The sequence below is a fragment of the Bacillus sp. EKM208B genome (assembly GCF_011800725.1).
GTDB classification, from domain to species: Bacteria; Bacillota; Bacilli; order Bacillales; family Bacillaceae; genus Bacillus; species Bacillus velezensis.
Genome location: NZ_JAANHO010000001.1, coordinates 486,202 through 501,326, shown reverse-complemented (window position 1 = coordinate 501,326; position 15,125 = coordinate 486,202). Strand labels below are relative to the sequence as shown.

Annotated in this window: 15 protein-coding genes; 9 read left to right on the top strand and 6 right to left on the bottom strand. The window is 48.0% G+C overall.

The window, feature by feature from the left end:
- Positions 1-91 precede the first annotated feature (91 nt).
- The 7 genes from G9F75_RS02580 to G9F75_RS02550 are packed head-to-tail and all read left to right on the top strand — an operon-like array spanning position 92 to position 6,343.
- Positions 92-1,081, top strand: a complete 990-nt coding sequence (locus tag G9F75_RS02580) for a LacI family DNA-binding transcriptional regulator (RefSeq protein ID WP_029972843.1) — start codon at positions 92-94, stop codon at positions 1,079-1,081.
- The gene (rbsK, locus tag G9F75_RS02575; protein WP_014419044.1) at positions 1,074-1,955 is read left to right on the top strand and encodes a ribokinase; all 882 of its coding nucleotides are present in this window, start codon (positions 1,074-1,076) and stop codon (positions 1,953-1,955) included. Before G9F75_RS02580 ends, rbsK begins: the two co-directional genes overlap by 8 nt.
- Positions 1,952-2,347 (top strand): D-ribose pyranase, encoded by a 396-nt coding sequence (gene rbsD, locus G9F75_RS02570; RefSeq protein WP_014419045.1) that lies wholly within the window; start codon positions 1,952-1,954, stop codon positions 2,345-2,347. Before rbsK ends, rbsD begins: the two co-directional genes overlap by 4 nt.
- 16 nt (positions 2,348-2,363) lie before the next feature.
- Positions 2,364-3,857 carry a sugar ABC transporter ATP-binding protein gene (locus tag G9F75_RS02565; RefSeq protein ID WP_014419046.1) on the top strand — a complete coding sequence of 498 codons (1,494 nt, stop codon included), beginning with the start codon at positions 2,364-2,366 and terminating at the stop codon, positions 3,855-3,857.
- Complete coding sequence (rbsC, locus tag G9F75_RS02560) at positions 3,847-4,818, top strand: ribose ABC transporter permease RbsC (RefSeq protein ID WP_110124391.1); 972 nt, start codon at positions 3,847-3,849, stop codon at positions 4,816-4,818. Before G9F75_RS02565 ends, rbsC begins: the two co-directional genes overlap by 11 nt.
- A gap of 13 nt (positions 4,819-4,831) precedes the next feature.
- Positions 4,832-5,749, top strand: a complete 918-nt coding sequence (gene rbsB / locus G9F75_RS02555) for a ribose ABC transporter substrate-binding protein RbsB (protein WP_095060226.1) — start codon at positions 4,832-4,834, stop codon at positions 5,747-5,749.
- 60 nt (positions 5,750-5,809) lie between these two features.
- Positions 5,810-6,343, top strand: coding sequence for an SH3 domain-containing protein (locus tag G9F75_RS02550; protein WP_007407525.1), 534 nt, complete (start codon positions 5,810-5,812; stop codon positions 6,341-6,343).
- A 124-nt stretch (positions 6,344-6,467) separates the two neighbouring features.
- On the opposite strand, the gene G9F75_RS02545 is transcribed toward G9F75_RS02550, so the two are convergent.
- From G9F75_RS02545 to alsS, 3 genes are all read right to left on the bottom strand, one after another.
- Positions 6,468-6,992, bottom strand: coding sequence for an NAD(P)H-dependent oxidoreductase (locus G9F75_RS02545; protein WP_020956445.1), 525 nt, complete (start codon positions 6,990-6,992; stop codon positions 6,468-6,470).
- A gap of 102 nt (positions 6,993-7,094) precedes the next feature.
- Positions 7,095-7,862 carry an acetolactate decarboxylase gene (gene budA, locus G9F75_RS02540; protein WP_003151318.1) on the bottom strand — a complete coding sequence of 256 codons (768 nt, stop codon included), beginning with the start codon at positions 7,860-7,862 and terminating at the stop codon, positions 7,095-7,097.
- Between the two features lie 60 nt (positions 7,863-7,922).
- Positions 7,923-9,635, bottom strand: coding sequence for an acetolactate synthase AlsS (gene alsS / locus G9F75_RS02535; protein ID WP_167408910.1), 1,713 nt, complete (start codon positions 9,633-9,635; stop codon positions 7,923-7,925).
- Between the two features lie 156 nt (positions 9,636-9,791).
- Between alsS and alsR the strand changes: the two genes are divergently transcribed.
- Both alsR and G9F75_RS02525 read left to right on the top strand, forming a co-directional pair.
- Positions 9,792-10,700, top strand: a complete 909-nt coding sequence (gene alsR / locus G9F75_RS02530) for an acetoin biosynthesis transcriptional regulator AlsR (protein ID WP_021494844.1) — start codon at positions 9,792-9,794, stop codon at positions 10,698-10,700.
- A gap of 194 nt (positions 10,701-10,894) precedes the next feature.
- The gene (locus tag G9F75_RS02525; protein WP_022553890.1) at positions 10,895-12,226 is read left to right on the top strand and encodes an arsenic transporter; all 1,332 of its coding nucleotides are present in this window, start codon (positions 10,895-10,897) and stop codon (positions 12,224-12,226) included.
- 48 nt (positions 12,227-12,274) lie between these two features.
- Here G9F75_RS02525 and G9F75_RS02520 read toward each other — a convergent pair whose 3' ends face one another.
- The 3 genes from G9F75_RS02520 to G9F75_RS02510 all read right to left on the bottom strand — a co-directional run bounded on the left by G9F75_RS02520 (position 12,275) and on the right by G9F75_RS02510 (position 15,093).
- Positions 12,275-12,949, bottom strand: a complete 675-nt coding sequence (locus G9F75_RS02520) for a hypothetical protein (protein ID WP_007407530.1) — start codon at positions 12,947-12,949, stop codon at positions 12,275-12,277.
- Positions 12,950-12,982: 33 nt separating this feature from the next.
- Entirely contained in the window at positions 12,983-13,876 is an 894-nt protein-coding gene (locus G9F75_RS02515; RefSeq protein ID WP_007614229.1) for a hypothetical protein, read from the bottom strand.
- 122 nt (positions 13,877-13,998) lie between these two features.
- Entirely contained in the window at positions 13,999-15,093 is a 1,095-nt protein-coding gene (locus tag G9F75_RS02510) for a CotH kinase family protein (RefSeq protein WP_014419050.1), read from the bottom strand.
- Positions 15,094-15,125: the final 32 nt, after the last annotated feature.

The window sequence follows — 15,125 nt, the reverse complement described above, 5'->3', positions numbered from 1 at the left end:
GAGGCCCCGGCCTCTTTTTTTGTTGCCAACCGAAATTATTCGTGTTACTCTTTTTATGTAAACGGTTACATAAATGAAGGAGGAGTGTTTGTTGGCAACGATTAAAGATGTCGCAGGCGCTGCCGGCGTCTCTGTTGCCACGGTTTCGCGTGTCCTCAATGACAACGGCTACGTGCATGAAGATACACGAACGAAGGTCATGCTTGCCATGGAGAAGCTGAATTATTATCCGAATGAAGTTGCCCGCTCTCTTTATAAAAGAGAATCCAGACTGGTCGGGCTTTTGCTTCCGGATATTACGAATCCCTTTTTCCCTCAGCTTGCCCGCGGGGCTGAAGACGAGTTGCAGCGGGAAGGATACCGGCTGATCATCGGCAACAGCGATGAAGAATTGGAAAAAGAACTCGACTACCTGCAAACATTTAAACAAAATCAAGTTGCCGGTATTTTGGCGGCCACCCATTACCCCGACCTTCCCGAATACAGCGGCAGCCTTTACCCGGTCGTATTTCTGGACCGGACAAAAGAAGGCGCCCCATCCGTATTCAGTGACGGACGGGCAGGCGGAAAACGGGCGGCTGAGGAAATGCTTCGCGGCAAAAGCACAAGCATCACGCTTGTCAAAGGCCCAGCCCACCTTCCGACCGCTCAGGAACGTTTTAACGGCGCACTTGATGTGCTGCAAAAAGCGGGCGCGCAGTTCAATGTCATCTCCGCCGCTTCATTTTCCATCAAGGATGCCGCCATTTTAGCAGAAGAATTGTTTGCAGCATACCCGGAAACCGACGGAGTCATTGCCAGCAACGACATTGCGGCGGCTGCCGTCCTCCATGAGGCGCTGCGGCTCGGCAAAAAAGTTCCGGAGGAGATTCAGATCATCGGATACGACGATATTCCGCAGAGCAGGCTTTTGTTTCCGCCTCTTTCAACCATCCGCCAGCCTGCATATGAGATGGGAAAAAAAGCGGCAAACCTGCTGCTGCAATTGATAAAGAAAGAGCCGCCGAAAGAGACGGCCATTCAACTGCCCGTGACTTACATAAGAAGACAAACGACGAGAAAGGATGATCACCATGAGTGAAATTTGTGTTATCGGAAGCTGTTCTATGGACCTGGTCGTCACATCCGATCGGCGTCCGAAAGCCGGAGAAACCGTACTGGGCACAGACTTTCAAACTGTGCCCGGAGGAAAAGGCGCAAACCAGGCCGTAGCCGCTTCCCGTCTGGGCGCAAACGTATATATGGTAGGAAAAGCAGGCAATGACGGCTACGGAAAAGCGATTATTGAAAACCTGAAGGCAAACGGTGTCAATACGGACTATATGGAAACGGTTACACATAAAAAAAGCGGAACGGCTCATATTGTGCTCGCAGAAGGAGACAACAGCATCGTCGTCGTAAAAGGCGCAAACGATGACATCTCCCCCGATTATGCCAAAAGTGCGCTAGCAAAACTTCCCGGCATTGATATCGTGCTGATCCAGCAGGAGATTCCTGAAGAAACCGTTGAAGAAGTGTGCAGCTACTGCCGCGCGCAGCAAATTCCGGTTATCCTGAATCCCGCGCCGGCCCGGCCGCTGAAACAATCGACGATTGAGGATGCCGCATATCTTACGCCGAACGAACATGAAGCATCCATTTTATTTCCTGACCGGACGAAAGAAGAAGCGCTCGCCGGCTATCCCGGCAAATTGTTCATTACCGAAGGAAAACAAGGCGTGCGCTACTCAGACGGCACCGCGGAACGGCTTGTTCCCGCCTTCCCTGCAGAAGCGGTCGACACGACGGGAGCCGGCGATACCTTTAATGCGGCACTTGCCGTCGCACTCGCGGAAGGACGGGACATCGAGCAAGCGCTCCTGTTTGCCAACCGCGCCGCCTCCCTGTCCGTGCAGCACTTCGGCGCCCAAGGCGGGATGCCGGCCAGAAAAGAAGTTGAGGAGCTGCTGTCATGAAAAAACACGGAATGTTAAACAGCCACATTGCCAAAGTATTAGCTGATCTCGGGCATACAGACCTCATCGCGATCGCCGATGCGGGTCTCCCCGTCCCTGACGGCGTTCCTAAAATTGATTTGTCCTTAACGGCGGGCGTTCCCGCCTTTCGGGACGTGACCGGCCTGGTAGCCGGGGAGATGGCAGTCGAAAAGGTGATAGCCGCTTCCGAGATCAAAGACGCAAATCCTGAGAATGCAAGTTTCATAGAAAGCCATTTCTCAGTGCAGACGATCGAGTACATGTCCCACGAGGAATTCAAACGGCTCACACAGAAAGCAAAAGCCGTCATCCGAACGGGTGAAATGACACCATACGCCAACTGCATCCTGCAGGCGGGTGTGATTTTCTAGAAAGAAGGGATCCAGCATGCACATCGGCATGACAGACATTCATAAAGCATTCGGCAAAAACCAAGTGCTCTCCGGCGTCTCATTTGAGCTTCTGCCGGGAGAAATCCACGCTTTAATGGGAGAAAACGGAGCGGGCAAATCGACGTTAATGAATCTGCTCACCGGGCTCCACCGGCTCGACAAGGGAAACATTACGATAAACGGAACAAATATGAGCTTCTCCAATCCAAAGGAAGCCGAAAAGCACGGAATCGCCTTTATCCATCAGGAACTGAATATATGGCCGGACATGACGGTGCTTGAAAACCTTTTTATCGGCAAAGAGCTGACGACGGCGTTCGGCGTTTTGGAAACGAAGAAAATGAAAGCGCTAGCAAAATCACAGCTTGAAAAACTGGGAGTCTCTCTTCCTCTCGACCGGGAAGCCGGACAATGTTCCGTCGGCCAGCAGCAGATGATTGAGATTGCCAAAGCGCTGATGACAAACGCCGAAGTCATTATTATGGACGAACCGACCGCGGCGCTGACCGAACGGGAAATCAGCAAACTGTTTGACGTAATGACGGCGTTAAAGCGGGACGGCGTATCCATCGTCTATATTTCGCACCGAATGGAAGAGATATTTTCGATTTGCGACCGGATCACCATTATGAGGGACGGCCTCACTGTCGATACGGCACATATTAAAGACACTAATTTTGATGAAGTGGTCAAAAAAATGGTCGGGCGGGAGCTGACCGATCGGTATCCGACTCGCACGCCGTCACTCGGCGATAAGGTGCTCGAAGTGAAAAACGCCTCAAAAAAAGGAAGCTTTTCACAGATCAGTTTCCATGTGAGCGCCGGAGAAATCCTCGGCGTTTCCGGCTTAATGGGTGCCGGACGGACAGAAATCATGAGAGCGCTGTTCGGAATTGACAGGCTCGATTCCGGAGAGATCTGGATTTCCGGCCGAAAAACCGGCATTCGGGGTCCGTACGATGCCATCCGCAAGGGCCTCGGCCTGATTACGGAGAACCGCAAAGATGAAGGGCTGCTGCTGGATACGTCCATTCGTGAAAATATCTCATTGCCGAACCTGACCAGCTTCTCTCCGAAAGGCATCATTGACCGAAAACGCGAGGCGGAGTTCGTTGAGCTGCTCATCAAGCGTCTGACCATTAAGACCGCATCTCCGGAAACCGCCGCCCGGCATTTATCAGGAGGAAATCAGCAAAAAGTCGTCATCGCCAAATGGATCGGAATCGGCCCGAAAGTTCTCATCCTTGATGAACCGACAAGAGGCGTCGACGTAGGCGCGAAAAGGGAAATCTATTCATTAATGAATGAACTGACCGATCGCGGAGTCGCCATCATCATGGTGTCTTCCGAGCTGCCGGAAATTCTCGGCATGAGTGACAGAATCATCGTCGTCCACGAAGGGCGCATCAGCGGAGAAATCAATGCGGCCGGCGCAACACAAGAACACATCATGACACTTGCCACGGGAGGGCAGCAGAATGAAAACTGAACCAATGACATCAACTGAACAAAAGCGATTTTCCATTCATACCTTTACGCAAAAACTCGGTCCGTTTCTCGGCTTACTGATTCTTGTGCTGATCGTTTCCGTTTTAAACCCGAGTTTTCTTGAACCCCTCAATATTCTCAACCTTCTTCGGCAGGTTGCGATTAACGCTCTGATTGCATTCGGAATGACGTTTGTCATTTTAACGGGAGGCATTGATCTCTCTGTCGGAGCCATCCTCGCCTTATCGAGCGCATTGGTCGCAGGTATGATGGTCTCAGGCATCGATCCGATCTTAGCCGTCATCATCGGCTGCGCGATCGGCGCCGTACTCGGCATGATAAACGGATTATTAATCACAAAAGGAAAAATGGCGCCGTTCATCGCCACTTTGGCGACAATGACCGTCTTTCGCGGACTGACCCTCGTCTATACGGACGGAAATCCGATTACGGGGCTCGGTTCAAATTACGCATTTCAATTATTCGGGCGCGGTTATTTTCTCGGCATTCCCGTACCTGCCATTACGATGCTGATTGCATTTGCGGCCCTGTGGGTTCTTCTGCACAAAACACCGTTCGGCCGCCGGACATACGCCATCGGCGGCAATGAGAAAGCGGCGCTGATATCGGGAATCAAAGTGCCCCGCATCAAGATCATGATCTATTCTCTGACAGGTTTATTATCGGCGCTGGCAGGAGCGATTCTGACATCACGCTTAAATTCCGCACAGCCGACGGCCGGGGAATCATACGAGCTGGACGCCATCGCAGCGGTCGTTCTCGGCGGAACGAGCCTATCCGGCGGCCGAGGGCGCATCATCGGTACGCTGATCGGGGTTTTGATTATCGGAACGCTGAACAACGGCTTGAACCTTCTCGGCGTATCATCTTTTTATCAGCTCGTCGTCAAAGGATTTGTCATTTTAATCGCGGTGCTGCTGGACCGCAAAAAATCGGCATAGTAGGAGGACCATTATGAAGAAAGCCATCATCACGATCGCGGCATTATCACTGTTTTTGCTGTCCGCCTGTTCACTTGAACCGCCCCAATGGGCAAAACCGTCAAACACAAAACATAAAAAAGAATTCACTATCGGGCTCTCCGTCTCTACATTGAACAATCCGTTCTTCGTTTCATTAAAAGAAGGCGTTGTAAAGGAAGCCAAAAAACGGGGCATGAAGGTCATTATTGTCGATGCCCAAAATGATTCATCTAAACAGTCAAATGACGTAGAAGATTTGATCCAGCAGGGAGTCGATGCGCTGCTGGTCAATCCGACCGATTCATCAGCGATTTCAACAGCCGTCGAATCGGCAAATTCCCTCGGCATTCCCGTCATTGCGCTTGATCGTTCAGCCGAACACGGCAAAGTCGAAACGCTTGTCGCCTCTGACAATGTCAAAGGAGGAGAAATGGCGGCTGACTACCTCGCCGATCAGCTCGGAAAAGGCGCCAAAGTGGCTGAACTGCAAGGGGTGCCGGGCGCATCCGCGACACGGGAACGCGGAACGGGCTTTCATCATATTGCCGACAAAAAGCTGGATGTCGTAACAAAGCAAGCAGCGGATTTTGACCGTACAAAAGGATTGACCGTTATGGAAAACCTGTTGCAGGGACATCCGGATATTAAAGCCGTGTTCGCCCATAATGATGAAATGGCACTCGGCGCGCTCGAAGCGATTAACAGCTCGGGCAAACACATTTTGGTCGTCGGTTTCGACGGAAATAAAGATGCGATTTCTTCCATTAAAAACGGAAAGCTGACAGCCACGGTCGCCCAGCAGCCGAAGCTGATCGGAAAACTGGCGGCCGAAGCGGCGGAGCAGGTGCTCAAAGGAGAAAAAGTCAAAAAAACCATTTCCGCTCCATTGAAACTTCAAACACAAAAATAACCGGCCGATGTTTAGACTTCCGGTAAAACGTGAAAGGATGAAGTAAAAGGAGAGATACAGATGAAGAAAACAGCCAAAGCGGCATCCATTCTGACCCTTGCAGCGGGAATAACAGCGGCTTCAGCTGCCGGAATAACGCCTCTTCCGGAGACACACGCGCAAGAAGCGGTCAAAATTGACGATCTGTACAGCTACCCGCTTGACTCTTATCTCGTTTCCGCGGAAGCATTGAACGTCAGAACAAAAGCATCAGCAGCCAGTCCGAGAGCTGATACCCTTCATTTAGGCGACAGCTTAAAGATCGTTTCCTTCCAGAACGCTGACTGGGCAAAAGTACATTATAAAAACGGAAAAACAGGATTTGTATCTACTCATTATATTGTTAAAGAAGCAACAACCGTAAAAACGACGGCAAAAACAAAAGTATATACAGACAAACAAGCGGTCAAAGCTTCCCTTGCAAAAAACACGAGCGTTTCTTTCCTCGGATGGAAAAAGACAGCCGGCGGCGGCATTGACTTCGGCTGGGCGCTTGTCGATTACGGGGGCGCAACGGGATATATCAGCACAAAAGATCTGCAAAAACTGACATAATATCAAAACGGATTTCGCAAATTCAGCGCGAAATCCGTTTTTTCTTTCTTGAGCAGTCAGAAACGTCTAAGGTTCGAAATATTTCTCAGGAAATATTGTCGGATGAAGATGAATGCATACGACTCTAAAATGGCTTCTTTATGTAATCCGCCAGGCGTTTGGCATTGTCACGGATAGCCGCAGCATCGGCGCTGCTTACCCCGTACATCGCGAAAGCCGGCAAATAGGTCATACCCGTAAAATTAGCCATTGCCTGAAACGGCCTTAAGAGCTCGCTCAGTGAAAAATGGTTAGACCCGCCTGCCTGATATGCATCCTCTCCGGCACCTACGGAAACAGCCAGCAGCAATTCTTTGCCGTGCAGCGCCTTTCCTTTGGAGCCGTAAGCCCATCCATACGCCAGCACATGATCCATCCATGTTTTTAAAAGCGGAGGCGCACTGTACCAGTACAGCGGGAATTGAAATACGATCCGGTCATACTGTTCACACAGCTGCCGTTCCTTTTCCGCATCTATTTTCCCGTCCGGATATTCTTTATAAAGCTCACGGACCGTGATTTCATCATGATTTTTTAATTCTTCTGTCCACGCCTTATTGACCGCTGAGTTGTTCATGTCAGGATGAACCGCTAATACCAATACTTTCACAGCTACCACACCTTTCCCTTTTGACTGTATTTTACCTAATCTTTGCCGGTTCAGCCAAATAAAAAGAAAGCCCCCGAGAAAAATGGGGCTTTCTTTTTTAATTTATTCCGGGCTTCCTTCGGTTGTTTCGATGTCCTTCGCAAAATTCGGATTATCTAAATTTGCGTTGAAAAAGTCCGCCGTATTCGGAAGCTTGAGGTTCATATTCATTTTTTGAGAAATGGTCACTTTACAATCTTTAATGACATAGTCAAACACGTGTCCGCCGGAATTGCGTCCTTCATCAATGAAGTGCAGGTGATATCCGGAAACAGCGATGCCGTTTGCGTAACCCGGCGTCCAGAAGCCGGCGATTGTACCCTGGATGTCGTCAAAGTTGAACACAGGCTGTGTTTTTACCGCTTCGATCATCGGAACGTACGGTTTCTCCTGGCGTTCTACCGTTCTTGTCTGCACCTTTTTAAATACGCCGTCTAAACGGATCGCATAAAATAAGTTTTTACTAGGCAGAAGGCTGGCGATTTCCTGCTCGAATTCTTCACGGGTCATTTCGCCGTCGATCGTATGCGTCATATCCGGCGTAAAAAATGTGAATGAGCAGAATGGTGACAGGTCTCCGCCTTTAACAGGCGTAGCCGTACCGTCGCCGCGCAGACGGTAAAATTCTCCGTCAAATCCGATTAATTCGCCGTCCAGTTTGTTGAACGTGCCGATTCCGAAATCACCGAACTTCGGAATGTCAGCCATATCAAAATCTCCGTCATATACTCCGTCCAGCAGAGATGTCATTGTGGATACTTGATAGATCTGATCCTCAGGTGAGCCTTTTTCTCCGCGGCTCATCATATGGATGTCGCTTGCGTTTTTCATATTCCCTTCACTCCTTTTAAATTGGGCTGTTTTAGAAAACAGGTCATGGTGCGCAGAGTGCTAGAGAGCTTTTGCTTTCATTTTTTCTTTGAATTGCTTCGGAAGCATGTCGCTTGATAAATGAACATTGTCACTGTAATCGACAGGAATGTCAATGATGACAGGGCCTTCTGTGTTCAAGCCTTTTTGCAGCACGTCTGCCAGCTGTTCCGGTGACTCAACGCGCAAGCCGGTGGCGCCGAAGCTTTCTGCATATTTTACGATGTCAATGTTTCCGAAATCTACGCATGATGTACGGTTATATTTTTTCATTTGCTGGAATGCGACCATATCATATGTGCTGTCATTCCATACAAGGTGAACGATCGGCGCTTTTAAGCGGACTGCCGTTTCCAATTCCATTGCAGAGAACAGGAATCCTCCGTCTCCTGAAACGGATACGACTTTTTCACCCGGATTCACCAATGTGGCGGCAATCGCCCAAGGAAGCGCTACGCCCAATGTCTGCATGCCGTTGCTGATCAACAGTTTCAGCGGCTCATAAGCGCGGAAGTAGCGGGACATCCAGATCGCGTGAGAACCGATATCGCAAGTGACGGTTACGTCGTCATCAATTGCATTGCGCAGTTCTTGGACGATTTGCAGAGGATGCACTCTGTCGGATTTATGGTCGCTTGGCGCCTTCTCGCTGTCTGTGAGCATCTGTTTTAATTCGCTCAGCACTTCTTGTTCACGGCTGCCCATATCAAATGTCACAGCGTCGTGTTCAATTTGTTTAACCGTAGCGGCGATATCGCCTAATAATTCTAATTCCGGCTGATAGGCATGATCGATATCGGCCTGGATTTCGTCAAGATGGATAATAGCACGGTCGCCGTTTACGTTCCAGAACTTCGGATCGTATTCAATCGGATCATAACCGATCGTTAATACGACATCCGCCTGTTCAAGCAGAAGATCGCCCGGCTGGTTGCGGAACAGTCCGATCCGGCCGAAATATTGGCCTTCCAGCTCTCTGGACAATGTGCCGGCCCCTTGGTACGTTTCTACGAAAGGCAGTTTTGTTTTGGCAAGCAGTCTGCGGATTTGTTTTACCGCCTCCGGTCTTCCGCCTTTCATGCCGACTAACAGAACGGGAAGTTTCGCCGTCTGGATTTTCGCGATAGCCGCGCTGACCGCTTCTTCCGGTGCAGGGCCTTGTTTCGGCGCCGGCACGCTGCGTACGTTTTTCACGTTTGTGATTTCATTCACAACATCCTGCGGAAAGCTCACAAAAGCCGCGCCTGCCTGACCTGCTGACGCTGCCCTGAAGGCGTTTGTTACCGCTTCTGGTATATTCCCTGTTTCCTGTACTTCTACACTGTATTTTGTAATCGGCTGAAATAGCGCCGCATTGTCCAATGATTGGTGTGTCCGTTTTAACCGGTCTGCGCGAATTACGTTACCCGCCAGCGCCACTACCGGATCACCTTCTGTATTAGCCGTTAACAAGCCGGTCGCCAAGTTGGATGCCCCCGGGCCTGAAGTAACGAGACAAACGCCTGGTTTTCCAGTCAGTCTTCCGACAGCCGCAGCCATAAATGCAGCGTTCTGTTCGTGACGGCATAAAACCAGTTCAGGTCCTTTATCTTTTAACGCATCAAATACTGCATCAATTTTTGCACCCGGAATGCCAAAAACATGTGTGACACCTTGCTCCACTAAGCAATCAACAACAAGCTCCGCCCCCCGATTTTTTTCAGAGGTTTTTAGTTCATTTGTTGCTTTTGCCAACACCCTCACTCCTTATTATGCATATTAAATATAAAATTTTAAGTAATTTGTGATATTATTCACTATACACTCTTTGGAAATTGACCTCCAATATCAATTCGCCGTATGATTAATATGTTTCACGAATAATTAACAAAGAGAAAGGAATGGATAAGGATGGAGCTTCGCCATCTTCAATACTTTATTGCCGTTGCCGAAGAACTTCATTTCGGCAAAGCTGCGCTTCGGTTAAATATGACACAGCCGCCTCTCAGCCAGCAGATCAAACAGCTTGAGAAGGAAGTCGGCGTGACCTTATTAAAGCGCACGAAACGGGTTGTAGAGCTTTCAGCTGCCGGAGAAAGTTTTTTAAAACACAGCAGAAACGCGATCGAAGAAATAGACAAAGCGATTGAAATGGCGCAGAGAACGGCGCGGGGAGAGCTCGGCCGCCTTGTCGTCGGTTTTGTCGGCTCGGCCACATATGAATTTCTGCCGCCGATCATTCGGGAATTCCGCGAAAAATACCCCTCCGTCAAGCTTGATCTGCGTGAAATTTCTTCTTTCAGACAGCAGGAAGAACTTCTGAAGGGGAACATTGATATCGGCATCCTTCATCCGCCTTTACAGCATTCCGCGTTACATATGGAAAAGGTGCAGAGCAGTCCGTGCATTCTGGCTTTGCCGAAGCAGCACCCGCTTACCGCTAAACAGACAATCGACATTCAGGATTTAAAAAATGAACCGATTATCACACTGTCGAAAGAAACATGGCCGACTTTATACCTGGAGTTTGTGAACTACTGCGAGCAGGCGGGCTTCAAACCGAAAATCGTTCAGGAAGCGACGGAGTATCAAATGGTGATCGGATTGGTTAGTGCCGGTATCGGCGTAACCTTCGTGCCTTCTTCTGCTAAAAAGCTGTTTAATCTCGAAGTCGCCTACCGCGGCATTAATCAGGTGCAGCTCACTGCCGAATGGGTCATTGCCTACCGCAAGGATAATCAAAACCCGATTCTGAAACATTTTCTGGATATTATGAATAAGCGCCAGGCTTTATTGCAGGCGGATAAGGAAAATGCATAAAAAAGAGGGCCGCCGAAAGCAGCCTCTTTTTTTGTGCTTTTATGGAATTTTACTAAATTGGTAGAAACGCTCAGTACACCTTACGACCTGTACCCGTATACATACAGTACAACTGATCAGGAGGGATAAAAATAACGGGGCGGCAATGACCCATCTAAAAGGAGGCAGAACACATTACACATATTACCGTCATTTTGACCCTGATTTCTTTCTTTGTGACCATTATTTTTATATTTTGGAGACCCGGGGGATTAAATGAAGCCTTTCCGGCGTCGCTGGGCGCCATTCTCGTTTTGTTATGCGGAACCGTTTCCTTTCATGATTTGGGGGATATAGGGTCAAAAGTCACCGGAGCATCAATCACCATTATCTCCACAATGATTATGGCGATCGCGCTGGAAAGCTTCGGTTTTTTTAACTGGGCGGCGGCCAAACTGCTTCACCGCGCCAAGGGATCGGGCATCCGGCTTTTTTGGCTGACCAACCTGCTCTGTTTTTCAATGACGCTCTTTCTGAATAATGACGGCAGCGTCTTAATCACCACTCCTATTTTACTATTGGTCTTACAATATCTCGGACTTAAAAGACATCAGAAAACACCGTATTTAATAAGCGGCGTATTAATTGCGACGGCGGCAAGCACCCCGATCGGCGTCAGTAATATCGTCAATTTAATTTCTCTCAAAATGATAGGCATGGACCTTTATTTGTACACCAATATGATGTTTATCCCCGGCACGCTGGGACTGGTGTTTATGGCCTTTCTGCTGTTTGCCGTTTTTTACCGCCGTTTGCCGAAACAGCTCCCCGATATTCCGGTTCATTTTGATTCGCTGGAACACAAACGATATCACCCGCTTCAGCCTCCGCCAGACCCGACCCAAAACAGCCGTACGAACATCATGTTTTGTGTTTTGGCATTTGTATTGTTCGTCCGGATCAGTCTGTTTGCAGCTTCTTACAACGGCATATCCGTTTCGCTCGTGGCTGTCATCAGTTCAGTCATCCTCCTTGGCTGGAGATGGTTTTATTTAAAAATCGGACCGGCAGACTTATTAAGGAAAGCGCCTTGGCATATCTTTATTTTTGCCTTCACGATGTACATTATCATCTACGGACTGCATAATATCGGACTGACGGCGCTGCTTGTTCAGTCTATTGAGCCTTATGTCTCACAAAGCATTGCCCACGCCGCATCTATTATGGGCATCGCTACATCCGTCCTCTCTAATTTGTTCAATAACCATCCCGCCTTAATGATCAGCACTTTGACCTTAACTGAAATGTCCATCGACCCATTAACCGTAAAGATCATTTATTTGGCTAATATTATCGGCAGTGATATCGGATCATTGCTTCTGCCGATCGGGACATTAGCCACGCTGATCTGGATGCATATCATCAGACAGCACGGCGAAAAAGTTTCTTGGTCAGAATATATCAAAACGACCATTATCGTTGTCCCTCTCACCGTCGTGTTTACCATTACCGTTTTATATGTTTGGATCAGTTGGATTTACCTTTAGCCCTGATGAAAAAAACTGCCTGCTGTATAAGAGAGGCAGTTTTATCATTTATGGCAGGTGCATGGTTTTTAAATGATTCAATTTCCAAAAAACAGTATCTCCGTCTGCATTGGTCAATTCAAGAATATTATCTGAGACATCCTGCAACAGCCCCACTTTATTCGGTATATCTCCTAAATCCAGAATAATCAGCTTCCCGATATATCTTTTTAATTGCTCCTCAAAATTCCGGACGAGGGGCACATTAGCGGGAACAACCGGCAGCTCTGAACTGTTTAATGTATACGGCGTCTGCTCATCGGAATAGGGTGTCAGCCATTTCAAATGATGCATCGAGATGAAAAGAGTCTTATAAACCGGAGAGAAGAAAACAAAATAATCATTTAAAACACTTGTCACATACCCATGAATGGAACGGTCTCCCGTAACAAATATTTCTGTGAATCTGCCTTTTATATGCTGGAGGGTATTCCGGTAAGAAAAGGAATGTTCCTGTTTTTCGGGATGCGGACTTTTTTTTCTTGCGTACGGTTCTTTATTCTCTTCGTCCGGGAGCGTCAATGTCATCCTCTGAAGGTGCAGCAGCGGAATATAAAGAAACGTCCGGCCGTCATGAATCACAATGATATCCTGACCGATATCCAAAAGAGTTCCTGAAAATGTCGTATTCCCCGATATCTCAATATCGACTTGTTTATCCAGAAATCTGCTTAATCCAGCCATTTCATTCCCCCCTCTCCCGCGTTTACGGACCAATCATTTACGGCCGTGTTTCCACCGATAATCTATTGTCCTTAATACAGTGGCATAGCTATAAGAGTTCTCTTCCTCCCTTTTTGAAGATCGAACGGATCTTGACGATCTTTTCGACTTTTTAGAGGAAGTACGCTGCTCTTCGCGTGATTCTTCCTCATGCGGCTTTTCTTCTTCGGCGCTCTCTTTCTCACCTTTATTCTCGTCGTCTTTATTCTCCTCTTTTTTAGCTGCTCCTTTTGCCCCTTCGCTGATGCTCTTGATATGAAAAGGATAGATCCGCAGCACTTCTTTATCTTTCACAAGAGTGTAGTGGCCGTCGGAATTATCCACAAGTATACCTTCAACGGCTTCAGGACCTCCGCGGTTGATGGATACCCATTTGTGGATCAGGCGTTTAAATATGCCGTGAAAATCATCAGCCATTTCAAATTCCGGGCGCTCCTCCTCTTGGCCGTCCTCTTCTTGTTCCGCGCTGATGCTTTTGACATGGTCGGCGTTAAAGTATACGATTCCGTCATCTTCCGTTTCCAGCACGAGAAAATCATCCCCTGTTTCGTGAAGCTTTCCTCTTTTCGATTCCGGACCTCCCTGATTCAATTGCACCGTGCGATTGGTCATCCGGCTGATCAGGTCTTGAAAATCATCAGCTTTTTCACATTCTGCCGCTTCGGCCGGCGATACGGTTTCACTCGTATTTTCCGTCACACTTTTCACGTGTTTCCATTGATAATAAACGATTTTATTATCAACCTGAAGAGCGATATAATCCGATTGAATGTCTGCTAATCTCCCTGTCTTGGACTCCGGGCCTCCCCGGTAGACAGTAATTACTTTTCCTTCCATCGCATGCAAAAAGTTGTCATCAGACCGCTGCCGCTTCGTATTGCGTTTCATCTATTGTCCTCCTAGTCATTTTTCTCATAATGTAAAAAGCATAATGCATATATACGTATCACGATTATTTTCGGGAACTGATTCACCAGCCTATTTGTAAAAAATCTTTCTTCATTTCCAAATCAGATATTCCACCGCTCTAACTCACTGCTGATGAAGGCGGACCGCTCCTTAATGTACTCGCAAATCACTTCAGGCTCCCGGTCAAAGCAATCAATCTCCTCTTTCTTATATGGATCCTTCGCGACATGCGGCCTGATCTGCTCATACAGTGACATGACCTTCGGCTTCATATATTCAATGGTAAACCGGGTCTGAAGCGTCTCTTCCAAAAGCCGTTTGTACGCTTTGCGGAAATACGGTTCATCCAGAAGCCTTGCAGTCAAGGTATTAAACCCTTGTATTCTGACATAATCGGCCTCCATCCGATCACCGTGAATGTCTCTTCCCCACGTCGCATCGTAATCCCACGGAATGACTTCAAAAAGTCCCGTTTCATGATTCCGGTACAAAGCGTAATTATGAACAAATCCATCGTAGTTTGAGGTAAACACGATGCCCGCAAGCCACCGCAAATACTTATCGGCGTCCAAGTGTTTGACGATCTCCCCCTTGAACTCTGACTTCGGCACGGTATTAATTTTATAGATCATATCCTGCAAGTATAAATCGTCTTCTTTCGTTCCCGTTTTCTTTTCATAACCAAGTTCGAGCGATGTTTTCGTATCCCGCTCCAGATCACTGACGAGGGAGAAATTGGCGTCGTCATCCACCGCGTAAAAAACAGCGCCGTCCGCCAAATTCCGTTTCGCCAGAAAATATTCATCCACTGACTCCAGCTCAAGATACACCCCCTCATGTCTGCCATTGATTTGCAAGGTTACGAAATTCGCCTTTGGTGACAGCGTCCCAAGCTCCGCAAAGAAATCGAGAGACAGCTTATTCCGCATCATCGACGGATCTTTGTATTCAGCGTTTAAATGTATCTCTTTCGCCCTGCGAAATGTTTTCGGCGAATAAAAAGCGATATGATACGACTTTTTCTTGAAATCTCTTATATGAGAGCCGCGGTACGCCAGATCAATGTCAAGCCGTTTTTGATTCACTCTCAGCACCGCGGGCACCGGATCATCATCCCAAATGTCTTTTTTCAGCTCCATTAAGTCTTTCGGGTGAATAAACAGCTGGTATAGAGGCAATGTTGATTGGTCTTTCATCAGTAACCCTCCCTGTATTAATTTAGGCTGTG